Genomic DNA, 25,525 nt, shown 5'->3' on the forward strand with positions numbered 1-25,525 from the left:
AGGTTCACTGCCTCACCACGCCATAATAACCCTGCCATGTCATGGACAGACTGGCGGATCACCATATTCACCTCATGTCGGGTCAGGTTGAAAATATAGGTTCCACTTGTACTCGATTCATCAATAAATATGTTTCTTGTTATTAATGTGGCCAAGGCTGGCAAATGTCACAGAGCGTATCAAATCAAGTGATCAGAAGAATGCTGGCAGCCTGTCAGCAGCAAGGGGGAGATACGGATGCCATCCTGATGGCTGCCGGTCTGACGCCATTCGATATCCACCGTGAGCATGGCCGGATCCAGGCCCACAGCCATTACCGCATGCTGGGCCTGATGCAGCGGCATCTGAATGGCTTTCACGAGGGCATACTGTCTTACGATATCGCCGAGCTCTACCAGCACTATCCGGCGCTCATCAGCCTCTGCCTGAACCAGCCGTCCCCTCGCGCCGCCATCGAAGCCCTGCTGGCCTATCGCACCGTCATCGGCAACTGCGACGATTTTCAGGTGAGGGAGGGGGCGTTTCACACCCGATATGAATATATCAATCAAGGGCCTGCCGCCCTGGGCGCCAGCCAGGCCATCCCCAATTTTGTCATCCTCTACCGGATCCTGCGGGTCTATGTGCCAAACCTGACGGTGTCGGTGGGGCTCATTGGCACGCCGCTGGGCTCTCACCGCCAGCTGGATCACTTCTTTGGTACCCACTGTCGCTGGGATCAGCCTGGCAGCACCCTGACCATAAGCAATGCCCTGCTGGATAGCCGAGCCGATGGTTATAACAGACCCCTTTGCCGTTTGCAGACAAGCCAGCTTGAGCATATCTGCCTCGACATTGATGAGCGGGTGCCCTTTGCCAATCTGGTGGCTGATATGATCCGCCATAACATTCGCAGTGGTGTCATGGAGGGCGATGACAATTTACTTAAGGATGTCTGTTCGGCCATGAATATCAGCCGCTGGACCCTGAACCGGAAATTGCAGGGGGAGGGCAGCAGCTTCTCGGCTATTTTGAAACAGGTCAAGATGATGGAGGCGTGCCGTTTATTGGGGGATGGGGACCAGCCACTGCAAAATATCAGCGACCTGGTAGGTTTTTCCTCCCAGAGTGCCTTCAATCGTTTCTTCAAGGCCAATACCAATATGACGCCGCTGGCTTACCGAAATACTCGCCAATAATAACGGCGCTGGTCTCGTCAAGCGTTCCCGGTACAGAAAATGGGAGCGCACGTTAGCACGCCGCTCCCATCATTTTATGCTGTCACTGTCGCCGGCTTATTTGGTGACAGTGGTCACTGTGGCAGGGTCCACGCCTTCCGGCAGTGCCAGGGTGCCCGGGGTCGTGCTGCTCACCACTATCTCCTTGCTCACCGTGAAGGTGACCGGCGTGGTGGCGGAGACATCCGAAGAGGGGCTGATGTAGGCGCTGTAACTGCCCGGCTCCACTATCCACTGGTTGCTGGCCTCATCGAAGCTGGCGAGTATGCTGGCCGGAATGGTGAAGCTCAGCTGCTCGGCGGCGCCCGGTGCCAGCTGCTTGGTCTTGGCAAAGGCCTTGAGCTCTATGGTCGGTTTTTGCAGTTTGACCTCGGGGGCGGTGACATAGACCTGGGCCGCCTCCTTGCCTGCCACGGCGCCCGTGTTGGTGATGGTTGCCGTCAGCACCAGGCTGCCGGCCGCGCCATCGGCCAGGGTATTGCTGGTGATGGCGGGGCTGGTGTAGCCGAAGCTGGTGTAGGAGAGGCCAAAGCCGAACGGGTAGGAAACCGCCTTGTCGAAGGTGCTGTAGTAGCGATAGCCCACATAGATCCCCTCGTTGTAGTAGAGATCGTCCGGCTCGCCGTCACCGTCGGTATCTTCACCCGGGAAGGTGCCGGCGGAGGGCACGCTGGCGTAGCTTAACGGGAAGCTCTGGGCCAGTTTGCCACTGGGGTTGACTGCCCCCGACAGCACGTCGGCCACCGCATGGCCGGTTTCCTGACCCGCCATGTAGGCCAGCAGTATGGCGTCTACCTTGTGGCTCCACTGGGCTGTGTCGATGACGCCGTTGACGTTGAGCACCACCACCACCTTCTTGCCCTGGGCGTGGAAGGCGGTGCTCACCGCATCGATAAGGGCGATTTCGTCATCGCCGAGCAGGTAGTCGCCCTTGCTGTCGGTGCGATCTGCCCCCTCACCGGCCTGACGGCCTATGCTGATGACCGCCACATCCTGCTCACCGGCAGCCGTAGTGATCAAAGCGGCGAGTTCGGGGCTGACGGTGGCCTCATCGCAGGTGTAGTAGCCTTTGGCGCCGAATTGCCCCTCGTGATAGACCTTGTTGGCCTCATAAAAATCGCCGTAGTAAGTTTGCAGCGTGTCGTTGACCGGGAAACGGCTGGCCAGCCCCCGGGCTATGGTGGTGGTGCTGGCGGCGTTCACGTCCCCGCTGCCGGTGCCACCCTTGTAGGTGTTGATCTGGTTGATGCCAAAGCTGGCCACCTTGCTGGTCACGGCGATGGGCAGGGCGGCGGCTTCGTTGCGCAGTAGCACCATGCTTTCGGCTCCGGCCTGGCGAGCAAGTTTGGCGTGGGCGGTCAGATCCGGGCTGTTGCTGACGGCCAGCTGGTTGTAGGAGGGGCTCTTCATCACTTGGGTCAGGATATGGATGGCGGCCTCGGTCACCTTGGCCTCGTCGAGATCGCCCTGCTCGATGGATTGCTGCAACTGCTCCTTGACGTTGCCAGGTTCAATCAAATCCTGCCCGGCCAGCACCTGCTTGTAGGCGTTGTTGGCCACGTCGCCTGCGAACCAGTCGGACATCACCAGGCCGTCGAATTGCCACTCACCGCGCAGCACATCGGTTACGGCATCCTTGCGCTCGTTGACATAAGTGCCGTTGAACTTGTTGTAGGAGGTCATGATTGCCCAGGGCTGGGCCTCGTTTACCGCAATCTGGAAGCCGCGCAGATAAATCTCACGAAAGGTTCTCGGCTCACCGATGTCGTTGATTTGATTGCGGTTGGTCTCCGAGTTGTTGCCAAAGAAGTGCTTGATGGTGGTGCCGACGCCGTTGCTCTCCACCCCGTTGACCATGGCGGCGCCTATCTTGCCGGTCAGCAGCGGGTCTTCCGAGTAATACTCGAAGTTGCGGCCATTGAGCGGGTTGCGCTGGATGTTCATGCCGGGGGCCAGCAGGATGTCGACCCCGTACTGGCGCACCTCGTCCCCCATGGCTTCACCCACGGACTTGATCAGGCTGACGTCCCAGCTGGAGGCGAGCAGGGAGCCGATGGGCCAGGCGGTGGCGTAATAGGTGGCGCTGTCGCCGTCGCGGTTGGCGCTGATCCGCAGGCCCGCTGGACCATCGGCCAATTTCAGGGCTGGAATGTCGATGCCGTCGGCACTGCGCGCCACTCCGTTGATGTAGCCCGCCACCCCGGCGACATCCTGCTTGAGGTTGATGGCGCCGTTGGCGCTGCCATAACCTGGGCCGGAGAGCAGGTCCAGCTTCTCCCCCAGGGTGAGCTTGGCCACCATGGCTTCGGCCTGGCCGCGGTAGTAGGCATCGTCTTTTACCAGGGGATCCGAGTCGTTCTGGTTGCAGCCAACCAGCAGCCCGGCCAGCGCCAGGCTGACACCGAGTGAAACCGCTTTCATTTTTGTCGTGATAGGCATGAAGACTTCCTCGTAACTGTCTGAATAAAAAGGCAAGTGCGATATCGACACCGGCAAGTGATCGGGCCGGGCGGCCGCTCTGATGGCGGGTTCCCATGGATATCGATGACGGCTCAGGGTGGGCCAGGGTGCATGTGCAAGGGTGCAGCCATGGCCGGAGCCGCAGGCAGGTTAGCAAGTCGGGCTGGCTGCGCCTTGCCTTGGCGGAGCGAGAAATGTGCAGTTGGGAGCAAGGGTGCCAAGTTGTGACAGGGGTCGCATCACAGGCTGCGCGGCAGGGAGGGGAAAGGGGAGGCTGGATGACCCACCATTGAGGATGGTGGCAACAGGGCGGTCCGGCTTGGGTTGCGATTTGCCGCGAGGTGCAGGGCGCATGGTGCAGGGTACAGGTGCTCGGGCAAGAAGAGAGGGGCCAGCGGCCCCCCTCTGCGTGCGAGATACCTTGGGCTTCTCAGCGCAAGGGCTTGCTCACTTTGGCTGTTTCAGTGCACCGGCCAGTTCGATCTGCACCCTGACTCCTTGTTGCTTGAGCTGGGTGGCGATGGCATTCAGATCCGTGCCGGGCTTGGCCTCCAGCAGGGCGATACCGCCGCTGCTCTGCTTGAACTGCAGACCGTGGCGACCCGCCAGCGTCTTGGCTTGATTGTCATCGGCCTCGACCAGCAGGGTACCGCTGACGGTCAGCTCAGGGCTGGCGACCCCTTGCAGCAGGACGTCGCCGCTGCGCAGGGTCTGTTGTGGCACCTTGCCATCCAGGCTGCGGGCGACCCGTTTCTTGCTGCCGTTATCCGGCGTCAGGTAGGTTTTGCCATTCACCTCTATGGTGTTGTACTGCTTGCCATCGATCACCACCGATTCGTCGGCCGTTGCGTGCACGCAGACCGAGGCCAGCAGGCTTGCTAGGGCAAGGCTGAGTAAGCTGTGTTTCATGTTATGACTCCTCTGTGATCAGGAACGGGCTGCGTCGTGACCGAGTACCCGCAGGGACCAGTCGAGCAGTTGACCCGGCTGGCTGTTGTTGCGTTCGGTCAGGGTGCTGCGGGTGTTGGTTCTGCGATCGAGCAGCGAGACCTTGCGGCTGCCATTGGCCACGTCGGTCACCTCCAGGCGCCACTCGCCCTGGGCCGGTTCGCCGTAGAACTTGTGGGAGAGCATGCGCATGTCACGCAGCCCCTTGGTGCGCACATAGCCCAGCTGCTGCCGGTCGAGGGATTGTCCCACCAGGCTGTTGTTGGGGTTGAGCAACACACTGCGGGTACCGGATGGCGAGACCAGTTCGATCAGCAGGTCGGGCAGCCGCTGGTGATCCAGGCTCACCATCACCTGCACGGCCTCGACCGTCAATGGCTGATCGACCTGCGTGCTGGAGCGGGTCGGGCTGCTGCCCACATCCGGGATGGCACCAACGACGCGATCCCGGATCGTCACCTTCTGCCAGGGCAGCTGCACCAGTGGCGGCAGCGGTTCGTGGCTGGCGGCGCGTGCCAGGGTCTTGTTCACATCCACCAGGCCGAAACCATAGGTCGGGCTGTACCAGAGGCCGGCCGCGTTGCGCTCCCACCCCTCCAGACCCGTCACCTGGCGGCGCTGGCCGTTGGCGGCCGTGTAGCTTATCTGTACGGGCACCTGATTGGCGTCGAGTCGGGTGGCGTTGCGGGCCAGCAGATCGCGCAGATCCCGCACCGACAAGTCCGGATAGGCGGACATCAGCAGCGCCATGGCGCCTGTGGTGTTCGGGGTGGCCGAGGAGGTGCCGTTCATCACGCCGTTGTAGTCGCAGCTGGCATCCAGTTGCGGGTTGTTGTGCAGCCGGTTGGTGCTGGGATCGTCCACCCGGTTGTAACCCATGTCGCAGCCGGGCAGATCCGTGGTCACCATGGCTGGCGCATCCGTGCCGTATTCCCCGCCGGGGGCGCTCAGGAAGACGTTGCTGCCGACGCTGGAGTAGGAAGAACGTACCCCGTCCGCATTGATGGCGCTCACCACCAGGTTCCAGAAGTTGCTGTTGGAGGGGTCTATGTTGCTGTTCTCGAACGGCAGCTTGGGCAGGTTGCCGGTACGGTTGAGCACATAGTTGCCGGCAGCAATCCGGTTGAAGCCGTTGCCCGCTGCCTTGATATAGGCTGCGCCTTGGGCCTGCTGGGTCCGCTGTTCGAACAGGCGATCGAGCTGCACCTGATCCAGCCCGTTGGCCCCTTCAGGATCGACCAGGCTCATGCCGTAACTTTGGTTGAAGACCCGGTTGTCTGCGGTGACGGCGTTGCCGCCAAGAGCGTAGAGCCAATCTTTTTGCAGCTGCTGGCTGTTGTCATCGAGCAGGTTGAAGCCCTGCAATTGGGCGCGAGGGGCTACCCCCAAGGTGCCTATGCTGTTGTCCACCGCGGCTATGATGCCGGATACCGAAGTACCGTGGGCACTGTCGGGATCGGTCGGAGTCGGATCGTCGCTGCCGGTCACTACGTTACGTGAACCCGGGCGCACATTGTCTGCCAGATCCGGGTGCGCTATGGCCAGGCCATCGTCCACCACAGCCACATTGATGCCCTGACCCAATACTTCGGTGCGGTGTGCCCACCAGAGGTTGAGATCATTGCCCGCCACGCCGCCGCGAGGGCTGAAGGCATTCTGGCCGCTGTTGAGCAGATGCCACTGCTGGTCCTGCAGGGGATTGATGCCGGGCAGACAGCGCGCTGCGCTGCTGCGGCCGGTATCGAGTCCGGCCTCTTTGCCGGTGAGTGGGGTGCAACTCTCATTAGCCTGAACTGAAGCGATAGGCAGGGCCGAGAGCAGGGCCGAGATTGCCAACGCCAACGATGTTTTTCTCATTGATAAACTCCATCTTATATCGCACCGTCCTGGGTGCGACTGGCATCTATACACGGGAAAAACAGAGCCAAAAAGCGCTCATTTCAGTTCTGGGATAAGGCTCAAAAAAATCTCATTACAAATCTTTTTCAAACCATGTGGGGGTTCCTGCGATTCCCTTTATGTGCTGTATTGAGAACATTTCTCAGTTGGTGGATATTGATGTTTGTCTTTATAGATCAAGATGTTATTAACTCATCATTCACCCTGGCTGCGGTCGTGCCGAGGCTGCCGCTTTGAGTAGGCCTTGATCTTATATGGCTCATCCCCAAGCTGGCGTTGTGTGGCAGGCAAGCCTGCCATGCCGACAGCGGGTTTTGTGCTCAAGTGACAATAAAAACGGCGCCAGTGGCGCCGCGTGTGTGTGAGGTGCTGACCGAGAGTGGTCAGCCGCTATTTAATCAAGGCCAGGATCGGGCGAAACGCCGGATGGCGGCAATCCCCCAGCAGCTCATAGAGGCACATTTCCACCGAGGTGAGCCGCGCGCCGCGGGTGGCCAGCTGAGCGATGGCCAAGTCGCGGTTGGCGGCGCTGCGGGACGACACCGCATCCACCACCAGGGAGACATCGGCGCCGCTGCCGAGCAGCCCCAGCACAGTCTGGTAGACGCAGATATGAGCCTCTATGCCGCACACCAGCCAATGGCGTCTGCCGGTCCGGGCGAGGGCGGCTGCCACTGCCGGCTCCCCCAGCGCGCCGAAGCTGAACTTGGTCAGCACGGGGGCACCGCTCTGCAGCGGCTGCAACTCTGGCACAGTCGGCCCCAGCTTGTCCGGATTCTGTTCCAGCCAGACAACCGGCAAGCCCAGCGCCTGGGCCCCTTGTACCAGCCGTGCGCTATTGGCAATCAGGGCGGGGCTATCCTCGACGAGCCGTGCCAGCTTGCCCTGAATATCGACGACCAGCAGGCCTGTGGTAGAGGCGGTCAGCATGATGGCTCCTTGGGTCAGATCAGTGTGTGGCGCTCAGTGGACGGATAACTGTTGAACGGGACTGGTTCCACAAATAGATGAGGGTCAACGCGATGGCGGTACCGATCGGCAAGGCGAACAGATGCAGCGCAATAAAGCACCAGAAGACGACCTTGAAGCCCTTCACCGGCTCAGTGAGCCCGCGATAGGCTACATAGTTGAATGCCATGACAAACAGTCCAATGGCCAGTGCGAGGCCGATGCTGACCCCCTGTGACGGGGCTGATCCGGCCGGGTGCAGCGGGCTGACCGTGACGACGGACCATGCAACAAACGCTATCAGGGCCAAAGAAAAAAGCGTCGAAGCGATGAAGATGCCTTTGGCGATCAGCTGTTGTTTGGGGCTCATGAATACTCCTTGAATAGGGTGTGGTCTTGCTCCCTGCTCGTGATTTAGCGTGCCTTCCATGTCGTTCGCCATTGACATGGTGACGTATAAAATATGAGTCACGGCACCCTGTCGATAAGGCCCATAAACCTACCCGCAATGCCAGCATCAGTCAAAAATAAAGTAATTCAAATTGTAAATTCAGTAACAGCCATACAATTATGACATTTTGCATTATCTGCTTTAGGAAGCGGGAATGTAGGCGCATTCCTGGTAAAAGATTGAGTGGTCAGAAGTTTCTTACGAGCGCGAGGGCTGTGATGGTGTTTATATCGCCAAGAATATGATTTTCAACCCAATGTTATATTTTTATATGATTTTTTTGGAAAAAATAAATAATGCTGTTTCTATCTAGCCCTCTAGTTCTGCCTCTACGAGCCTTCAATATTTTTAATTGGTTGGTAAAGGAGGAATTACTCGAAATAATTAGCGTTTCTTTCTGTTTATTCTGTTTAATTGCTCTTTTCTATCTCGAACCCAAAGTAATGCTTTCTTTAAAACCTATCATCATTAAATATATGCCACTGCCTCTACATTGTTCCCATCAGGATCAAGCAAGAATGCGGCGTAATAATCAGGAGCATAGTGAGCACGAAAGCCTGGTTGTCCGTTGCAGCGAAAGCCTGCCTGGATACCCGCCAGGTGAAAAGCATCGACTTGTGCCTGAGTCGTGGCGCTGAAGGCAAGATGGCAGTGTGTATGTCGCTCGCCCCTTTCGATCAAAAAGCTCACCTTGTCACGGCCGAACAGGCAGCAGCGTCATCTGCCCACTTGAGTTCCACATGCAGTGGATGGAGTACGGTTTGGTAGAAGCGCTTGCAGTCGTCAAAATGCACTGTCTTGATTTCAACGTGATCGATCACGGTAACTCCTCGACGGATTGAATAAGACTATCTCCTGCTATGCGAGCTAGCAGGGCTCTGTTGCCAAGATAGACGCTACCGCCCCTGAATGACGCTGCCAGTGAGCGCCTTCTTCAGCAAGGTGAGCCTGACAAAGGGCTCTGGCTACCCAGACCCGACTGATGATCACAATAAGCCAGTTGAGGCCTGTTAGGGGAGGGGGCAAAGGCAATACTGTGTGGTTTATCAAAGATTTTCTGCATCAAGGCCAGCAAGGCATGAAGTGTGGGCTTGGCTGTTGCTTGGTTAAGCTTGCCCTGTTTTGTTGCTTGGCGACGGGAAGAGGCTCTGTTATGGTTGCACGCATCAGCCGTTTGGATGGCTAGATGGTTATGGCGAGAAGCCCATTGTAGTCGTCGCCGTCATCCTGCCACCTTTTGATGATTATTTTGACAGGGAGTCCCTTATGCAGCGTCGTTCCTTTTTTACCCTCTCAGCGCTGGCACTGCTGGCCAGCAGCCTGCCGTTTTCCGTTCTTGCCGCCGATCCGGTCAAAAAAGAGATAGTGATTGGCACGACAGTCGGGGACTTTGCCGACATGGTGACCGACTCCATCAAGCCGCAGCTGGAGGCCAAGGGCTACAAGGTCAAACTGGTGGAGTTCACCGATTACGTGACCCCCAATATCGCGCTGGCCGATGGCTCGCTCGATGTGAACTGCTTCCAGCACAAACCCTATCTGGAGAGTTTTTCAAAAGACAGGGGCCTGTCACTGGCTCCCATCACCCAGGTGCCGACCGGCCCCATGGGTCTCTACGCCGGCAAGCTGGGCGAGCTGAAGGCGTTGAAAGAGGGGAGCACTGTCGCCATCCCCAACGACCCGACCAATCAGGCGCGTGCTCTGCTGATGCTGCAGGATCTGGGTTGGCTCACCCTCAAGGAGGGGATCAATCCGCTCAAGGCGAGCGAGTTTGATGTGGCGAAAAATCCGCACAATATCAAGCTGATCCAGCTGGAAGCTGCGCAACTGCCGCGTTCGCGGGAGGACGTGGACTTCTCCGTCATCAACGGCAACTTCGCCGCCTCCAGCGGCATTGCGTTCAGCGAGGGTTTGTTCCTCGAGCGCAGCTACAACTTCATCAACTGGGTGGTGGTGAAAAGCGCCGATGCCGATCAGCCATTCGCCAAGGACGTGGCGGCTGCTTACAACTCCCCCGAGTTCAAGGCCTATGCCGCCAAGCGCTTCGTGGGTTACAAGTATCCCGAGGGCTGGCAGGGGCAGAGTGCCAGCAACTGAGCCTGGCTATCGGTATGTGACGTTATCGCACCAATAAAAACGGGCATCAGAAGGTGCCCGTTTTTGTTGGCATGGTCACAGACGTCAGTAGCGGCGCAGCCACCAGCGGGCGGCAAACAGGGCGGTCAGGCTGCCGAGCAGGGCGCTCGCCAGCACGTCCATCGGCCAGTGCATGCCGATCAGCATGCGCGACAGGCCTATGCCCAGTGCCCACAGTGGCAGCAGCCAGACCCCTGAAGGGGCACGGGCCAGCCAGATCAGGCCGAAGAACTGGGCGAGACTCATGGCGGCGATGCTGTGGCCGGAGGGAAAGGCGTAGTTCACTTCTGCCTGCCAGTGGTCCGTGAGCCATTCGGGCAGGGCCAGCAAGAGGCTCGCCGCATGCACCTGTTCGCTGCGTACCTCGACACTGCCTGAGTAGAACTGCTGGATGGCGGGGATCAGACTCTGGCCCTCCAGCCAGAGCAAATAAGGGCGTGGCTCCTGGGTCAGGTGCTTGATGATGCTTTTAATGGCCCAGTCGCCAGCGAGCATGGCAAACAGGGCGCAGACCAGTGCCAGCATGGCGGGCAGGCTCAGCGTCAGCTTGTGTCGGGTCAGCAGCAGGAGGGCGGCAATGCTGATGGCAATGCCGGGCACATCCACCATGCGGGTGAGGGCGTAGGGCCACCACAACCAGCCCGATTGCAGGGCCTGGCTCATAAAGGGTTGCCAGGGCAGGCTGGCCAGCAACAGTAGCGGCAGGATCAGGGCGGCGCTGAAACCAAGCACCTGACGGCGCGGTAGCGAAGAGGCATGAGTCGGCATAACAAGGCTCGTAACAGGTGCGCGTTAAACGGGCAGGAAAAAAGAGGCGTCATTGTGCCAGCCTCGGCGGGTCGGTCAAGTCGCGCAGGTCTGGCTGTAACATGGGCTTACAAATGAGTGTCACCCGGGCCGACATGGCAATACGGGCGTGGGGTTATCATCATCTGCGCATCTTGGCGGTTTGCCCAGGCACTGTGGTGCGATGGTGGTGAAAGAGGGTCGGCGAACAGGCATCTGAACATCTGGCCGGTTTGGGCAGGCCGGACGGAGTGATTGTGGTGAAAGGTCATGGGCGAATAAGCATCTGAAAGTTCTGCTGGTTTGGGCTAGAATGGCGCGCCTGTGGCCGGTTGCGAAGTGAGAGAGCCCGATGAAGATCGTCGTTGATGAAAATATGCCCCACGCCCTTGAGCTGTTTGCCGAATTTGGCGAGGTGATCCCCTTGCCAGGACGGCAGATGCAGGCGGCGGATCTGCAAGATGCCGATGTGCTGCTGGTGCGCTCCGTGACTCGGGTCGATGCCGAGCTCCTCGCCACCAGCCCGCGGCTCGGGTTCGTCGGCACCGCCACCATAGGTACCGATCACGTCGACAAGGCGCTGCTAGCGGCGCGCAACATCCCCTTCTTCAGCGCGCCCGGCTGCAACAAGTATTCGGTCGGCGATTATGTGCTTTCTGCCTTGCTGGTGCTGGCCGAGCGTCATGAGCTCAACTTGAGCGAGATGAGCCTCGCCGTCATAGGGGCGGGCAATACCGGTGAATGCGTGGCGCGCAAGGCCGAGGCCCTCGGCATGCGGGTGCTGCGCTGCGATCCGCCGCGGGCTCGAGTCGCCGGGCAGGCAGGCGAGACAGGCTCATTCGTCGACTACCAGACGGCACTCGGTGCCGACATCGTCAGTTTCCATGTGCCCATCACCCGCGAGGGGCCGGATGCCACTTTTCACCTGCTGGATGGGGAGGCGATCGCCGCGCGCCCTGCCGGGCAGATCCTCGTCAACGCCTCCCGTGGCGAGGTGTGGGACAACCAGGCGCTGCTCGCTCGCCAGCAAGGGCTTGAGCCCCTGCGGCTGGTGATGGATGTGTGGGAAGGGGAGCCAGAGCCCCTGCGTGCCCTGGTACCCCATACCGAGATAGCGACCCCTCACATCGCAGGCTACAGCCTGGAGGGCAAGGCGCGTGGCACCTGGATGCTCTATCAGGCGCTTTGTCAGCAGTTGGGCCGCACGGCGCGCCAGGATCTGCAATCCTTGCTGCCCGCCCCAGAGGTGCGCGCACTGACGCCGGGTCAACCGGCGGATCAGGCGCTTATCAAACAGCTGGTGCACCTTATTTACGATGTGCGCCGCGACGATGCCCGTTTTCGCAACCGGATTGAGCTGCCCGGCAGCTTCGATGAGCAGCGCAAGCACTATCCGGAGCGGCGCGAGCTATCCTCTTTGCACGTCAGCGGCCCCTTCGCCAGCGATACCCTGGCCCGGCTCGGTTTCACCGTCCAACCCGGCTAAACCAGATTCAACAGATCCAAACGGCTGGGGTAAGCGGCTTCGACGCCGGCCCCGCCCGTCTCTGGCTTGGTGTCATGCCGAGCCCTCTATCAGGCAGGTTCGCCTGCCAACGGTGATGCCAGCGTGCGTTGCCGGCACTATTTGCAATACCACAGGAGAGAACATCAGTGAGTCAGCAATTCAACGTAGCGGTATTGGGCGCCAGCGGCGCCGTGGGTCAGGCCATGATTGAAATTCTGGAGGAGCGCGCCTTCCCGGTCGGTACCCTCTATCCGCTGGCATCCAGCCGCAGCGCCGGTGATACGGTGCGCTTTTGTGGCAAGAATCTCGAAATCAAGGATGTGGAAGAGTTTGACTGGAGTCAGGTGCAGATTGCGCTCTTCTCCGCCGGTGCCGAGGTTTCTGCCAAATGGGCACCGATCGCCGCCGAGCACGGCTGCATCGTCATCGACAACACCTCCTGCTTCCGTTACGACGAAGATATCCCCTTGGTGATCCCGGAAGTCAATCCGGGCGCGTTGGCGGATTTTCGCAATCGCAACATCATCGCCAACCCGAACTGCTCCACCATCCAGATGCTGGTTGCGCTCAAGCCCTTGCACGACGAGGTCGGGATCGCCCGCATCAACGTGGCGACCTACCAGTCCGTCTCCGGCTCTGGCAAGGAAGGGGTAAGCGAGCTGGCCGGCCAGACCGCGCAGCTGCTCAACGGTCGTCCGGTGGAGCCGACCCTATATCCGCACCAGATCGCCTTCAATCTCATTCCGCAGATCGACAGCTTCACCGACAACGGCTACACCCGTGAAGAGATGAAGATGGTGTGGGAAACCCAGAAGATCCTGGGGGATGCCAGCATAGCCGTGAACCCCACCTGCGTGCGGGTGCCCGTCTTCTATGGTCATGCCGAAGCGGTGCACGTCGAGCTGCATCAACCGCTCGATGCGGATCAGGTCAAGGAGCTGCTGCGCAACGCCCCGGGCGTTACCCTGTTCGATGACGAAACGGACTATCCGACCCCGGTGCGCGATGCCACCGGCAAGGATGAGGTGCTGGTTGGCCGTGTCCGTCAGGATATTTCTCACCCCAGCGGTATCAATATGTGGATCGTGGCCGATAACGTTCGTAAGGGCGCCGCGACCAACAGTGTGCAGATTGCCGAACTGCTGGTGCGCGATTACCTCTGATCTGCGGATCTGCCGGCCCGGTGGAGGACAAGTTCCATCGGGCCTGTCCCTTGCCACCCGCGTGCGGTGTGGATGTGACCGGGGCCGCACTCTATGGCCCCGAGAATTTTTCGTGATATCAACTGATTAAGTTTTTTCCTACACTCAGGAACAAGTTGGGTGCTAAATGTGTCGGACTGCTGGCTTGCAACCTGAGCCTGATTTATATTGAACCGACTGTTTTGGGGTAACTATCCAGATTTTTCAATGTGATAGGGCCGTCATACGAAGGAACGAATATGGGACATTCCCGCATAACATTGGCAATGCTACTCGCATTGGGTCTGCTGGGCACCGCTCAGGCTGAAGACCCGGCGCGGGAGCCTTTTTTTGTTGAGCTCAAAGGCCCGGATGAACCGGCTCCGCCTGCCGTCAATTCCCAGCCGCTGGCACAACCAGTCGCCGCTCCCCGCGCCACGTCCCAGCCCAGCCGTCCCACTGCCCAGCCGATTGTGCGGCAGGTCGCGAGCAATGCCGGCAGTTATGGCCCTGTCCGTCCAACCGATACCCTCTGGAGCCTGGCGAGCAAACATCGCCCCTCCAATCGCGTCAGCGTCTACCAGACCATGGTGGCGATTTACGAGAAAAACCCCCGCAGTTTCGCCGATGGCAACATCAACCACATACTGGTGGGATCCCGCATTCTGCTGCCTACCGCCGCGGAAGCGAGTGTCATCACCGATGCCCAGGCCCGTCAGCGTTTCAATAGCGACAACGCCAGCTGGAAAGGGCTCAGCCCGAAATACCTGGCCAGCAAGCAAACTCAGCCAGCCAAACCTGCTGCGCCCAAGGTTGCTGCCGCGCCCGCCAAGGCACCCGTACCCAAAGCGGCGCCCATTCCTGCGCCGGCACCCAAGGTGGCTGCGCCTCAACCTGCAACCGAAGTGAAAGAGGTTGCCAAGGCTGCCGAGCCGGTACCAAGCCAGGCACCCGCTACCAGCGCCCCTGCACCACTGCCTGCCGATCTTGGCAAGCCGGTCGGCCAGCCCTCTACCGAAATGGCACTGGCGCTGGAAGATGCCAATGCCCAGCTCGGTCAGGTCACAGAGATGAACCACAGGCTCAAGCTGCGGTTGCAATCCCTGACCGAAGAGGTGGAAACCCTCAAGGCCCAGTTGCTGGAGCAGACAGCGCTGCAAAAAGAGATTGCCGAGCTCAAGACCAAACCTGTTCCGCCGGTTGCGGCGACGCCTGAACCCAAGCAGCACTGGCTGATGGATTTGCTCTCCTCACCGCTCAACCTCGCCATGATCATACTGCTGCCGGTCTTGCTGGTGCTGGCGCTGGTGACGCTCTGGCTGCGTGCCCGTGCCCGCCGCGAGCTGGAAGAGCAGGAGAAGAGCCTCTCCGAGTCTACCTCCATGGTGATGGATCAGGAGCACAGCGAGTTTGATGACCTGTTCAGCGCCGATATCACCGATGATGAGCCGGTTCGTCCCATGCCGGATCTCAACACCCCGGATGGTTACATGGCGGTGGAAGAGCCGGCGGCCCCTGCTGACATAGTGTTCAGCGATGACGGCGAGATGGAGCTGGCCGGTTTTGAGGCGGAACCTGCGCCCAAAGCGGCCGGTCGTGATCCGGATCTGGTGCCCGACCTGGATCTGGCCGACGATGAAGCCATTGCACTCGATGTTGAGCCGGATCTTGATCTCGCCAACGAGTTCAACCCGCCCGCCAAGGCTGGCAATGAGGTCATGAGTGAAGAGGAGCTGCAAGCTGCACTGTTTGCCGAGCTGGATGCCGACCTGACCGCCGATCTGGATCTGGATGCGGACGATGATGGCCAGCCGGATGCCGACGCCCCCATCAGTGACGAAGAACTTGCCGCCTTTGATTTGAGCGACTTTGAGAGCGCCTTTGCCGAGGCTGAAGCTGACCAAGAAAGTGCGAAACAGAGCGCCGCCGATACCAGCGCCGACGAGATGCTGGCGGAGCTGGGCCTGGCGCCGACCGAGGCGGTGGAACCGGATCTCGCGTTGGATCCCAACGAGCTGGCACTCTCCGATTTTGAGGATGCCTTCGCCGAGGTGGAATCCCATGAGGGCGATGTGAAGCCCCGTGAACAGGCCAACGAGAGTGGTTATGTCGAGATAGACAAGCTGCTGGCCGAAGCCGATGACACCACCACGGAGCAGGAACCCTATCAGGGCTTCTCGCTGGATGTGGGATTGGACGGCTTCCCCGAGGTGCTGCCGGAGTCCACCGGTTTTGACGTGGATGCCGACGACGGCGGTGTCGGGGCCAAGCTGGATCTGGCCCGGGCCTACCTCGAGATCGACGACAAAGACAGTGCTCGCGAACTGCTGCAAGAGGCGGCAGAGCAGGGAAGTGATCACCAGCGTGCCGAGGCGGAGAAGTTGCTCAAGCGCCTGGGATAACCGCCTCTCTGGTGTTAGGACCTTGAGAAGGGCAGCCTGCGGGCTGCCCTTCTCTATTATTGGGGACTGTGCGGGCAGGCTTGCTGTGTTTGGGACTTTTCACCCCGAGCGCGTATAATCCGCCCCGTTTCTTTCATCGCCTCTTTTCACCATAAGACAAGTGTTACCCATGCGAATCTCCCTAGGTATTGAATATGACGGCAGCCGGTATTTCGGCTGGCAGCGTCAGCGAGAAGTGATCAGCGTGCAGGCTGAGCTGGAGAAAGCCCTCAGCCGGATCGCCAACCACCCTGTTTCAATTCAGTGCGCAGGTCGCACCGATGCCGGTGTGCATGCCACCGGTCAGGTGATCCATTTCGATACCCACGCCATCCGCAGCGAATCGGCCTGGACCCTGGGGCTCAACTCCAACCTGCCGCCGGATATCGCCGTGCGTTGGGTCAAGGAGGTGGACGAGACGTTCCACGCCCGTTTCAGCGCCACCGCCCGTCGCTACCGTTATGTCATCTACAACCATAACTACCGCCCTGCCATTCTCGGCAGCGGTGTCAGCCATTATCACGAGACCATAGATGCAGGGTTGATGCACCAGGCGGGTCAATGCCTGCTGGGGGAGCAGGACTTTACCTCGTTTCGGGCCATAGGGTGCCAGTCCAAGACACCGTGGCGCAATGTGACGCACCTGTGCGTCAGCCGATCCGGCCCCTACATCGTGCTCGACATCAAGGCCAATGCCTTCTTGCACCATATGGTGCGCAACATCACAGGTTCCCTGCTACTGGTGGGGCAGGGGTTAAAGCCGGTGGAGTGGATTGCCGAGCTGCTGGCCGCCAAGGATCGCAACCAGGCCGGGCCGACCGCCAAGGCTGGTGGACTCTATCTGGTCGACGTGGATTACCCGGCAGAACTGGCGTTGCCACAGCTGCCGCTCGGCCCGCTGTGGCTGCCGGACTCGGCACCGGGTACGACCAGTTTTTAGTAACTGGCCCCGAAAATTTGTGGTTTAATGATCCGTCATTTATTGCCATCGAGCTATTAAGTCATTGAACAATCTAGGCTCGATGCGTTTTGTCAGGCACAAAAGCATTAAGGAATTCCATGAGCTGGCTTGAGAAGATCCTTCCCAAGAGCAAGATAACTACACCTCGTCGTCACAACATTCCGGAAGGGGTGTGGACCAAGTGCAGTGCTTGTGAACAGGTGCTCTACCGGGCAGAGTTGGAGCGCAACCTCGAAGTGTGCCCCAAGTGTGATCATCATATGCGCATCAGCGCCCGTGCCCGTCTCGAGAGTTTTCTCGATGAGCAGGGCCGCACCGAAGTCGGTGCCGAGCTGGAGCCGCAGGATATCTTGAAATTCAAGGATTCCAAGCGCTACAAGGATCGTTTGTCCGCCGCTCAGAAAGCGACGGGAGAGAAAGATGCGCTGGTGGTGATGAAGGGGACCCTCAAGGGGGTACCGGTCGTCGCCTGTTCATTCGAGTTCTCTTTCATCGGTGGCTCCATGTCCTCCGTGGTCGGTGCCCGTTTCGTACGCGCCGTCGAGGAGTGCATCAAGGAAGGTCGCGGTCTGGTCTGCTTCTCCGCGTCAGGCGGTGCTCGCATGCAGGAAGCGCTCTTCTCCCTGATGCAGATGGCCAAGACCAGTGCTGCGCTGGACAGGCTCACCAAGGCAGGCCTGCCCTATATCTCTGTGCTGACCGACCCCACCATGGGTGGTGTCTCTGCCAGTCTGGCCATGCTGGGTGATATCAATGTGGGCGAGCCCAAGGCGCTGATCGGCTTTGCCGGCCCGCGCGTCATCGAGCAGACAGTGCGCGAGAAGCTGCCGGAAGGCTTCCAGCGCTCCGAGTTTCTGCTGGAGAAGGGTGCCATCGATCTCATCATAGATCGCCGCGAGATGCGTAACCGTTTGGCCAGCCTGCTCGCCAAAATGCTGAATACTCACGTCATCGAAGAGTGAAGATGAGTTCAAACATGCAACAATCCCAAAGCCGGTCGCTGGTCGACTGGCTTTCTTATTTGGAGCAGATCCACCCCGTCAACATCGACATGGGGCTGGATCGGGTCGGTGCCGTTGCCCGTCGCATGGGCCTCACCCAGTTGCCGTTCAAGGTGATCACGGTCGCTGGCACCAATGGCAAGGGTTCCAGCTGCGCCATGGCGGCCAGCATTCTGATGGCGGCGGGCTACAAGGTCGGTGTCTACTCCTCTCCCCATCTGCTGCGCTTTACCGAGCGGGTACGCATCAATGGACAAGAGCTGGCCGACGACGATCATCGCGCTGCCTTTGCCGAGGTGGAAGCTACTCGGGGCGAGATAGCGCTCACCTTCTTCGAGTTTGCCACCCTGGCGGGCCTTTGGCTCTTTCGCCGTGCCGCGCCGGATGTGTTGCTGCTGGAAGTGGGGCTGGGTGGTCGGCTCGACGCCACCAATGTGGTGGAGTCCGATGTGGCCATGATCACCTCCATTGCGCTTGATCACTGCGACTGGCTGGGGGATACCCGCGAAGCGGTGGCAGTGGAGAAGGCGGGTGTCTACCGCGCCGGCAAACCCGCCATCAGCGGTGAACCCAAGCCTCCTGCCACCATCGCCAGCGAGGCGCAGCGCATAGGTGCCTGCCTGCGTCAGGTCGGTGTCGACTTCTCTGGTAAAGAGCATGAGACCAGCTGGGATTACCAGGGGCTGCACCAGTGGCGGGATCTGCCCAAACCAACACTGCCGCTGATGAACGCCGTGACTGTGCTGGCGGCGCTGGAATCCCTCGGCTTGCCGCTGCCTGAGTCCGCAATCCGTGACGGGCTGGCCAATGCCCGGCTGGCGGGGCGGATGCAGCGGCTGCAAAGCGAGCCCCTGGTCATTGTCGATGTGGCCCACAATCCCCATTCGGCGGCCTACCTTGCCAGCCAGTTGCGCCAGATCCCCTGCAAGGGCAAGCGCCGCGCCGTGGTCGGCATGCTCAAAGACAAGGACATGGCGGGCTCGCTCGCCGAGCTTGACGGTCTGATCGACGCATGGTTCCTGGCCAGCCTCACCGGTCCGCGCGCCGCTACCGCCGAGCAGCTCGCCGCTGCCCTGGGGGAGGGCAAGGGAGAGGCTCTGCACTTTGATGATGTCAGCGCCGCCTATCAGGCTGCATTGGCCGCATCGAGTCCTGATGATATGGTCATTGTGTTTGGTTCGTTTTACACTGTCGCCGACATTCTGGCGGGCACTGCGTCCTGATCGGCACAGGGCCGGTTGAACGGCACGACTTAGGGTTGATTATGCCGTGTCAAACCTGCTTCGGCGCGCCATCGGCCAAGCAACATGGGTAGGCGTTGACTTGGCTTCGAAGTCTCAACACAGAGTGGCTTGAAGGGACTGTCCATCATTGATGTCCGCAAAATTGCAATTAATTCTAAGTAACATGGGTGGGGATTAACTTGGCTTCGAAGTTTCAAAACAGATTGGTAGGCACCGTCATCCTGGTGGCCCTGGTTGTCATTTTTCTGCCGGATCTGATGGATGGCAACAAGCTGGAGCAAAAGGACGAGGCGTTTGCCAAGATCCCGCTGCGTCCCGAGCTTGAACCCGCCAAGCCGGCATTGCAGGTCTCTGCCGCCAGTACCTTGCCGGCGGAACACCTGGCTAGCCAACAGCAGGCCTCTGCCGCCGAGCAGTGGCAGGTCGAAGAGGTCTCGGATCCCGTGACGCTCGCCACCAACAAGAACCCATCGGCGGCGCAGGCACAGCAGCCAGCTACCAAGCCCGTTGCTCAGCCAGTGGTCAAGCCCAAGCCCGAGGTGATCGCCAAGAAGCCGGTGGAGCCACCCAAGCCCAAGCCGGTACCACCCAAACCGGTGGAAGTGAAAAAGCCGGTGGAAACCAAGCCACAGGTCGGCCAGATCAAGTCGATGGATGATCTCATCGCGAGCAAGATGGCGCCGCAGACACAGGCGCCTGCCGCCTCGTCGCAGGGCAGCTGGATCTTGCAGCTTGGTGCCTTCAAAAACGTGGACAGCGTCAATGCGCTGGTGAGCAAGTTGCGGGCGGCGGGCTATTCGGCCCAGACTTCGCCGCGTACACCGGTGCAGGGCCAGCTCAACCGGGTCTTCATCGGGCCGGATGTTTCCAGGGCCAAACTGCAGGGTATGCAGGGCCGGATTGGTCAGATGACAGGACTCAGTGGATCCGTTGTGGCCTACAAACCCTGATAGTTCAATGAGATAAAAAATACCGCGCTTCATTTCACAGATGGGCGCGGTATTTTTTTAGATGCATTTCACCGGTTTTGGCAGGCCACCTATCTTGGTGGCCTGTTTGGCTGGCCCCTCAGGAAACAGCTTGTAGAGGTAGCGGCTGTTGCCTTTTTCCGGGCCGTACTGCTTTTCCATCGCCTTGACCAGAGCACGGATGGCAGGGGAGGTGTTGAACTCCAGATAGAAAGCTCGCACGAAACGCACCACCTCCCAGTGAGGCTCTTCCATCACTATGCCTTCCTGCTCGGCCAGCACCTGTGCCAGCTCCTCGCTCCAGTCACTGCTGTTCAGCAGATAGCCCTTGGCATCGGTTTCGATGGTTTGGCCGTTGAATTCCAGCTGATGCTCAGCCATAAGAGGGCTCCTCGCAAATAGGGCTATCAGGATTGGGCGGGCATGGTAGCGCCTTGGCCCCCGGTGAGCAACCGGCTCTCGTTGGCCAGGGTGAGCAACTCGTCCGCCAGCTGGCTGATCAGGGTGAGCTGCTGGGTCAGCATCAGCTGCTCCTCGCTGCTGTCCGGCGTGATGACGGGGCACTGCCCTTCGATCTGTGCCGGTATCTCGCCCGCCAGATGGCCTGCGGCCCGCTCCAGGGTATGGCTCAGGTGGCGGCTGATCTCATCGAGTTCGCCGATGGCCTCCAGCTTGTCGCGATGGGCACCCAGCGCCGAGATGTAGGAGAGCAGGGCGTGGTTGCGCCAGGTGAGGGTGAAGCAGAGATCGAGGAAGCGGCGGCGCTTTTGCGGCTCCACCAGCATGCTCTGCCAGGCCATGGCCAGCTCGCTGTCGGCCAGATGGGCGCTCTTGCGGGCCACCCGGTAGTCGATGGATTCATCCCTTTGCTGTTGCAGGCTGGCGAGCACGGCCGCCAAGTAGCGGGCGTTGGCTGACAGAGAGTTGGCGATAAGCGTCGGCAGCCGTTTGTACTGCCAATCCGGCCAGAGCCAGGCCACCAGGGCGTAGGAGAGCAGGCAGCCGAGGAAGGTGTCGAGCAGGCGCGGCCCCAGAATGGCAAAGCCGATGCCGTCCAGTAGGTTGAAGGCCATCAGTACATAGAGGGTGATGAAGCAGACGGCGGCGCTGTAGTTGCTGCGCACCTGGGTGAAGAACAGGAAGGCGGCGAGCCCCATCACCACCAGTTGAACATGCAGTTCGGGGAACAGCCAGAGCACGGGGACGCCAACCAGCAGGCCGGCGAAGGTACCGAGCATCCGCTGTACCAGCCGGCGGTGTGTGGCGCTGTAGCTGGGTTGGCAGACAAACAGCACCGTCAGCAAGATCCAGTAACCCTTGTCCAGATTGAAGGCCTGCAGTATGCCGTAACCTACCACCAACCCGAGCGACAGGCGCAGGGCATGGCGAAACACCATGGAGTCCGGGCTGAGGTGCTGCTTGAGCTGGGCTAGCAATGGCAGGCGGACAGGACGCGCCAGAGGCGGCAAGCTCTGTGGGGCCTGCGTCGGATTTTGCAGCTCCTCGGCGCTGCCCAGCAACTGGTTGATGCTGGCCAGATTGCGGCGCAGGAACTTCATCGGCGTCAGCAATGTCTTGGGGTAGTGCTGCTTGAGGTGGGTGAACTCCAGCTGATCGCCGAGAGCCTCCAGGGTCCAGTGGATACGCTTGTTGTGGGCGTAGGGCTTGTGCACCAGGATGGCGTAACCGAGCCGCTGGCAGGCCTCGGAGAGCTGCAGAAACACCTCCTGAAACCCGTCAAGGACGATACCCTGCTTGAGCTCGGCTTCCAGCCTGCTGTAGGGATAGTGGCTGGAGGTGGCACGCTCCTGGATTTCCAGCGCCAGCAGGTAGAGGCGCAGCAGGCTGGCAAGCTCGGGCGCCGCCTGATGGCGGGTGCTGAGGCGGGCGTTGAGCGCCGATTTGGTCAGGGTCAGCGCATTGACCAGATTGATGTTGAGTTGGGCCAGATTGTGGCGAATGGCCTGGGCGCCATGCTCGTCCGCCGGAAAGAAGCGAGATTTTTCGAGCAGATAGCGGCCGAGGGCAAAGTAACTCTGGGCCAGCTGCTCATGCAGTGTCTTGTAGGGCAGCAGCCAGAGCCAGATGAGGGAGACCAAGCCATACCAGAGCGCACCGGCGCACAATGCGAGCGGCTGGTAGAGGAGATCCGGCGCCTTGGCAGCCCCCAGCATGGTGTAGATGGCGATAAGCAGGGAGCCGAAGCTGATGGTGGCGTAGCGCTGACCGAGTGCCCCCACCATCACGAAGAGGAAGGTCGACCCCGCCAGTCCGATGGCAAACAGCCAGGGCGTCGGGAAGAGGTACTGCACACACAGGGAGGCAAACAGGAAGCAGAGCAGCGTCATGGCGAGGTTCTTGACTCGGCCCCACAGGCTGTCGTCGGTTTCGGCGATGGCACCAGCCACCACCCCGAGGGAGAGCAGCACAGTGAGCTGGATATCGCCGGTCGCCAGGGTGAAGGCGAGCAAACCCACCATGGCCAGCAAGACCTTGAGGGCGAAGTAGATGTGACTATCAGTCAGCAGTCGGCGCAGCAGGCCAGAGAAATCCATCGGCATGAGACAAGAGCAACCCTTGAATGAAACGAGAACGGGATACTAACCCGCCAAGCGCTAAGCGGCCCTGATTTGGATCAGGGCCGCTTAGCTTCATATCCTTGATTTACAACTTATCCTGACAGAAACAGGCACCAATAAAAACCCCGCCGAAGCGGGGCCTTTCATCAGTTGCGGTTGCCGCCGAGCAGGCTCAGAAGGCTCAGGAAGATGTTATAGATGGAGACATACAGGGTCACGGTGGCAGAGATGTAGTTGGTCTCGCCGCCACGGATGATCTGCTGGGTGGTCAGCAATATGGCGCCGGAGGAGAACAGCATGAACATGGCGGACAGGGCCAGGCTCAGTGCGCTCATCTGCAGGAAGATGTTGGCGACCATGGCCACCAGCAGCACCCAGAAACCGACGAACAGCATGCCACCGATAAAGGAAAGGTCACGCTTGGTGGTCAGGGCATAAGCGGACAGACCGAAGAAGGTCAACGCTGTGCCGCCGAGCGCCGTCATCACTATCTCGCCGCCACCATTGTTCATGTACATGTTGATGATGGGGCCCAGGCTGTAGCCGAGCAGGCCGGTCAGGGCGAAGGTGAACACCAGGCCCATGCCATTGTCCTGGTTCTTCTGGGTCAGGAACATCAGGCCATACACACCGATGAGGAACACGGCCCAGTGCAGGGGCGGCATGTTCATCACGGTGGCGACCCCGGCCACAACGGCAGAGAAGCCAAGAGTCAGGGAGAGCAGCATATAGGTGTTGCGCAGCACCTTGTTGGTATCACGCGCGGCACTCTGGGTGCCGGTATAGATAGAACGGGTATCCATCTTGGGTGTCCTCTTGATTTCCGGGTTGAGGCGGTACATTCCGCTTCGTTATCGCATTGTATGCACTCAATGTTGGGATGACGAGCGCTGATTTCAAGCGCCACCCCAGCCTGTTGCACCCTACTATCCCAGAACAAATATGTATTGCATATGAACATGGGCTTGACGTAGTATGCACGCCGTTCGGAGGGGTGGCAGAGCGGCTGAATGCACCGGTCTTGAAAACCGGCGATGGGCGACCATCCGTGGGTTCAAATCCCACCTCCTCCGCCATATATATAGCCCAACTGATTGATTTCGTTGGGCTTTTTTGTATCTGCGATTTTTGGTATGCCAGTGAGTATGCCATTAGGTGTTGGCTGTCCTGCTCCTCGATAGCATCTCTTTGGACAGGTCATCGTCATTACTCCTTCAGTTTAACCAAAGCAAGAGAGGGCCAGCGGCCCTCTCTTGCAATCTCTTTTGTTGGTCAGTGCACACGCATCAACTTGGTCTGATGTCATCAACATTGCACATGTGGAGAGAACCCGATCAGGGACAGCTTAATCCAGATGAGCAGCCAGCCAGTCGAGCCCTTTGGCCTTGCGGATCATTGTGCCGGTGTGGATGAAAAAAATTCCCCGTCCAAAAAGTCTGTCCTGCATGTACTGAAAAGGTGGTTCTATATAGGTACTAACACTCAGGCCAGTTCAATCCAAGTTTGACCCCGAACATACTGCAATGTTCTCCAAAATCTGGGGGGCGTCCATGGCTTAACGGTCGTTATCACTACTATCCTATGATAGACTTTCTCAGATTTACATCGACTTTAATACAGTTTAGTTGAGCGTTAATGTTATGAACACCGAACAGTGGGTCACCGCCGAACATGTCGCCCAGCATTTGGGGGTGGCTAAGGACACCGTTTATCGCTGGCGCGAGCGCAGGGGGCTACCCGCGCACCGTGTAGGGCGACTGTGGAAATTCCAGCTGTCCGAGGTGGATGAATGGGTGCGCACCGGCGGCGCAGATGAAGAACAACAAAAGCAAGACTGATCGAGAACTGACTCATGGCCAAGACCAAGAAACCGACCCACAAGCCCAGCCAACCATTTTCACCTGCTGTCGACACTCTGCATCAGGAAGGCAATTGGTTATGGATACCATTACGCAAGGAGTGGCGAGACGTCACGACCAAGCCGGAGGAGATCGTTAGGCAGAGGTTCATTCGCACGCTGGTCGAGCATTACGGCTATACGCTAGAACAAATGGATCAGGAGCGACGCACGCAACACGGTCACAAGAGCCCTCGCGCCGACATAGTAATTTGGCAGTCTGCTGCAGAAAAGGACGCCGGCAGAACCCCTGTGCTGGTGATCGAGTGCAAAACTGACACCATCAACATCCAGGAGCGAGACTACTACCAAGGCGAGTCCTACACCCGCGCTGTTGGCTGTGAGTTCTTTATTGCCACCAACGCCCGACACACTGCGGTGTTCAAGCTGGTGCCAGGGCTCCCGGGTGGATTCGTTGCCATCAATGAAATTCCCAAGGCATCCGACTGGGGCGATGCCAAGCGTTTGAAAGAGATCCGCGAATCGTTGCGGACCTTCAATCGCAAGGAATTCCAAGACCTGCTGTTCGTTTGCCACAGCATCCTGCGCGATGTTCATAAGATGGATCCAGGCCGGGCTTTCGACACCATATCAAAGATCCTTTTCATCAAGATGTACATCGAGCGTTCCGGTTTGCACGGAACTTTCACTGTTGATTATCTTGATCAGCGTGCGGCGTCCCGTATGCCAAATGATCCGCTGGTACACGATGGCTTGTTTGAGCTAACCAAGGACTACTACAAGGCAGATGACCTGTTTGCAGCCACTGACACGCTGGAAATATCTGAAACCACATTCCGGCGTATCGTTAAGGAATTGCAGCGTTTCGACCTATCAAAAACAGGTGATGATATCAAGGGCTTGGCCTTTGAGTAATTTCTGGGCACGACTTTCCGTGGTG

21 protein-coding genes and 1 tRNA gene are annotated in these 25,525 nt (G+C 59.2%); 12 read left to right on the plus strand and 10 right to left on the minus strand.

The annotated features are described in order from the left end of the window. Positions 1–200 precede the first annotated feature (200 nt). Positions 201–1,178, plus strand: a complete 978-nt coding sequence (locus tag AACX78_RS10530) for a helix-turn-helix transcriptional regulator (protein WP_159166156.1) — start codon at positions 201–203, stop codon at positions 1,176–1,178. A 96-nt stretch (positions 1,179–1,274) separates the two neighbouring features. On the opposite strand, the gene AACX78_RS10535 is transcribed toward AACX78_RS10530, so the two are convergent. The 6 genes from AACX78_RS10535 to AACX78_RS10560 form a co-directional block, all read right to left on the minus strand. Next, positions 1,275–3,656 (minus strand): beta-glucosidase family protein, encoded by a 2,382-nt coding sequence (locus AACX78_RS10535; RefSeq protein ID WP_159166157.1) that lies wholly within the window; start codon positions 3,654–3,656, stop codon positions 1,275–1,277. A gap of 468 nt (positions 3,657–4,124) precedes the next feature. Further along, a complete protein-coding gene (locus tag AACX78_RS10540; RefSeq protein WP_159166158.1) occupies positions 4,125–4,586 on the minus strand; it encodes a serine protease chaperone in 462 nt (153 codons plus the stop codon). 18 nt (positions 4,587–4,604) lie between these two features. Then, the gene (gene asp / locus AACX78_RS10545; protein WP_159166159.1) at positions 4,605–6,482 is read right to left on the minus strand and encodes a serine protease Asp; all 1,878 of its coding nucleotides are present in this window, start codon (positions 6,480–6,482) and stop codon (positions 4,605–4,607) included. Between the two features lie 432 nt (positions 6,483–6,914). Next, complete coding sequence (locus AACX78_RS10550) at positions 6,915–7,454, minus strand: hydrolase (RefSeq protein ID WP_159166160.1); 540 nt, start codon at positions 7,452–7,454, stop codon at positions 6,915–6,917. A gap of 19 nt (positions 7,455–7,473) precedes the next feature. Then, complete coding sequence (locus tag AACX78_RS10555) at positions 7,474–7,842, minus strand: hypothetical protein (RefSeq protein WP_159166161.1); 369 nt, start codon at positions 7,840–7,842, stop codon at positions 7,474–7,476. A 767-nt stretch (positions 7,843–8,609) separates the two neighbouring features. Next, on the minus strand, positions 8,610–8,744 hold the full coding sequence (locus tag AACX78_RS10560; RefSeq protein WP_265342327.1) for a hypothetical protein: 135 nt from the start codon (positions 8,742–8,744) through the stop codon (positions 8,610–8,612). A gap of 445 nt (positions 8,745–9,189) precedes the next feature. On the opposite strand from AACX78_RS10560, the gene AACX78_RS10565 reads away from it, so the two are divergent. Next, positions 9,190–10,020: a MetQ/NlpA family ABC transporter substrate-binding protein gene (locus tag AACX78_RS10565; protein WP_059112171.1), complete on the plus strand. Its 831-nt coding sequence runs from the start codon at positions 9,190–9,192 to the stop codon at positions 10,018–10,020. An 84-nt stretch (positions 10,021–10,104) separates the two neighbouring features. Here the strand turns inward: AACX78_RS10565 and AACX78_RS10570 are convergent, their stop codons facing one another. After that, positions 10,105–10,827 carry a phosphatase PAP2 family protein gene (locus tag AACX78_RS10570; protein ID WP_159166162.1) on the minus strand — a complete coding sequence of 241 codons (723 nt, stop codon included), beginning with the start codon at positions 10,825–10,827 and terminating at the stop codon, positions 10,105–10,107. Positions 10,828–11,197: 370 nt separating this feature from the next. On the opposite strand from AACX78_RS10570, the gene AACX78_RS10575 reads away from it, so the two are divergent. The 7 genes from AACX78_RS10575 (at position 11,198) to dedD (ending at position 20,130) form a co-directional block, all read left to right on the plus strand. Further along, the gene (locus AACX78_RS10575; RefSeq protein WP_159166163.1) at positions 11,198–12,331 is read left to right on the plus strand and encodes a 4-phosphoerythronate dehydrogenase; all 1,134 of its coding nucleotides are present in this window, start codon (positions 11,198–11,200) and stop codon (positions 12,329–12,331) included. Between the two features lie 167 nt (positions 12,332–12,498). Beyond that, complete coding sequence (locus tag AACX78_RS10580) at positions 12,499–13,515, plus strand: aspartate-semialdehyde dehydrogenase (protein ID WP_159166164.1); 1,017 nt, start codon at positions 12,499–12,501, stop codon at positions 13,513–13,515. Between the two features lie 278 nt (positions 13,516–13,793). Then, on the plus strand, positions 13,794–15,935 hold the full coding sequence (locus AACX78_RS10585; protein WP_159166165.1) for a FimV/HubP family polar landmark protein: 2,142 nt from the start codon (positions 13,794–13,796) through the stop codon (positions 15,933–15,935). 169 nt (positions 15,936–16,104) lie between these two features. Continuing rightward, the gene (gene truA, locus AACX78_RS10590; protein WP_159166166.1) at positions 16,105–16,914 is read left to right on the plus strand and encodes a tRNA pseudouridine(38-40) synthase TruA; all 810 of its coding nucleotides are present in this window, start codon (positions 16,105–16,107) and stop codon (positions 16,912–16,914) included. 119 nt (positions 16,915–17,033) lie between these two features. Continuing rightward, positions 17,034–17,897: an acetyl-CoA carboxylase, carboxyltransferase subunit beta gene (gene accD / locus AACX78_RS10595; protein ID WP_005310570.1), complete on the plus strand. Its 864-nt coding sequence runs from the start codon at positions 17,034–17,036 to the stop codon at positions 17,895–17,897. A gap of 2 nt (positions 17,898–17,899) precedes the next feature. Beyond that, on the plus strand, positions 17,900–19,159 hold the full coding sequence (gene folC / locus AACX78_RS10600) for a bifunctional tetrahydrofolate synthase/dihydrofolate synthase (protein ID WP_201302831.1): 1,260 nt from the start codon (positions 17,900–17,902) through the stop codon (positions 19,157–19,159). 200 nt (positions 19,160–19,359) lie between these two features. Then, complete coding sequence (gene dedD / locus AACX78_RS10605) at positions 19,360–20,130, plus strand: cell division protein DedD (protein ID WP_034524373.1); 771 nt, start codon at positions 19,360–19,362, stop codon at positions 20,128–20,130. 57 nt (positions 20,131–20,187) lie between these two features. Here dedD and AACX78_RS10610 read toward each other — a convergent pair whose 3' ends face one another. The 3 genes from AACX78_RS10610 to AACX78_RS10620 form a co-directional block, all read right to left on the minus strand. Continuing rightward, on the minus strand, positions 20,188–20,529 hold the full coding sequence (locus AACX78_RS10610) for a TusE/DsrC/DsvC family sulfur relay protein (protein WP_005310577.1): 342 nt from the start codon (positions 20,527–20,529) through the stop codon (positions 20,188–20,190). Between the two features lie 26 nt (positions 20,530–20,555). Beyond that, the gene (gene yccS / locus AACX78_RS10615; protein WP_159166168.1) at positions 20,556–22,709 is read right to left on the minus strand and encodes a YccS family putative transporter; all 2,154 of its coding nucleotides are present in this window, start codon (positions 22,707–22,709) and stop codon (positions 20,556–20,558) included. A gap of 164 nt (positions 22,710–22,873) precedes the next feature. Next, the gene (locus tag AACX78_RS10620; RefSeq protein WP_159166169.1) at positions 22,874–23,530 is read right to left on the minus strand and encodes a Bax inhibitor-1/YccA family protein; all 657 of its coding nucleotides are present in this window, start codon (positions 23,528–23,530) and stop codon (positions 22,874–22,876) included. 185 nt (positions 23,531–23,715) lie between these two features. Between AACX78_RS10620 and AACX78_RS10625 the strand changes: the two genes are divergently transcribed. The 3 genes from AACX78_RS10625 to AACX78_RS10635 all read left to right on the plus strand — a co-directional run bounded on the left by AACX78_RS10625 (position 23,716) and on the right by AACX78_RS10635 (position 25,500). Then, a tRNA-Ser gene (locus AACX78_RS10625) sits at positions 23,716–23,803 on the plus strand. A gap of 564 nt (positions 23,804–24,367) precedes the next feature. After that, a complete protein-coding gene (locus AACX78_RS10630; RefSeq protein ID WP_159166170.1) occupies positions 24,368–24,565 on the plus strand; it encodes a helix-turn-helix domain-containing protein in 198 nt (65 codons plus the stop codon). Between the two features lie 14 nt (positions 24,566–24,579). After that, positions 24,580–25,500 (plus strand): type I restriction enzyme HsdR N-terminal domain-containing protein, encoded by a 921-nt coding sequence (locus tag AACX78_RS10635; protein WP_201302832.1) that lies wholly within the window; start codon positions 24,580–24,582, stop codon positions 25,498–25,500. Positions 25,501–25,525: the final 25 nt, after the last annotated feature.

Origin of the sequence: Aeromonas sp. 9A (assembly GCF_963900955.1) — a bacterium.
GTDB classification, from domain to species: Bacteria; Pseudomonadota; Gammaproteobacteria; order Enterobacterales; family Aeromonadaceae; genus Aeromonas; species Aeromonas salmonicida.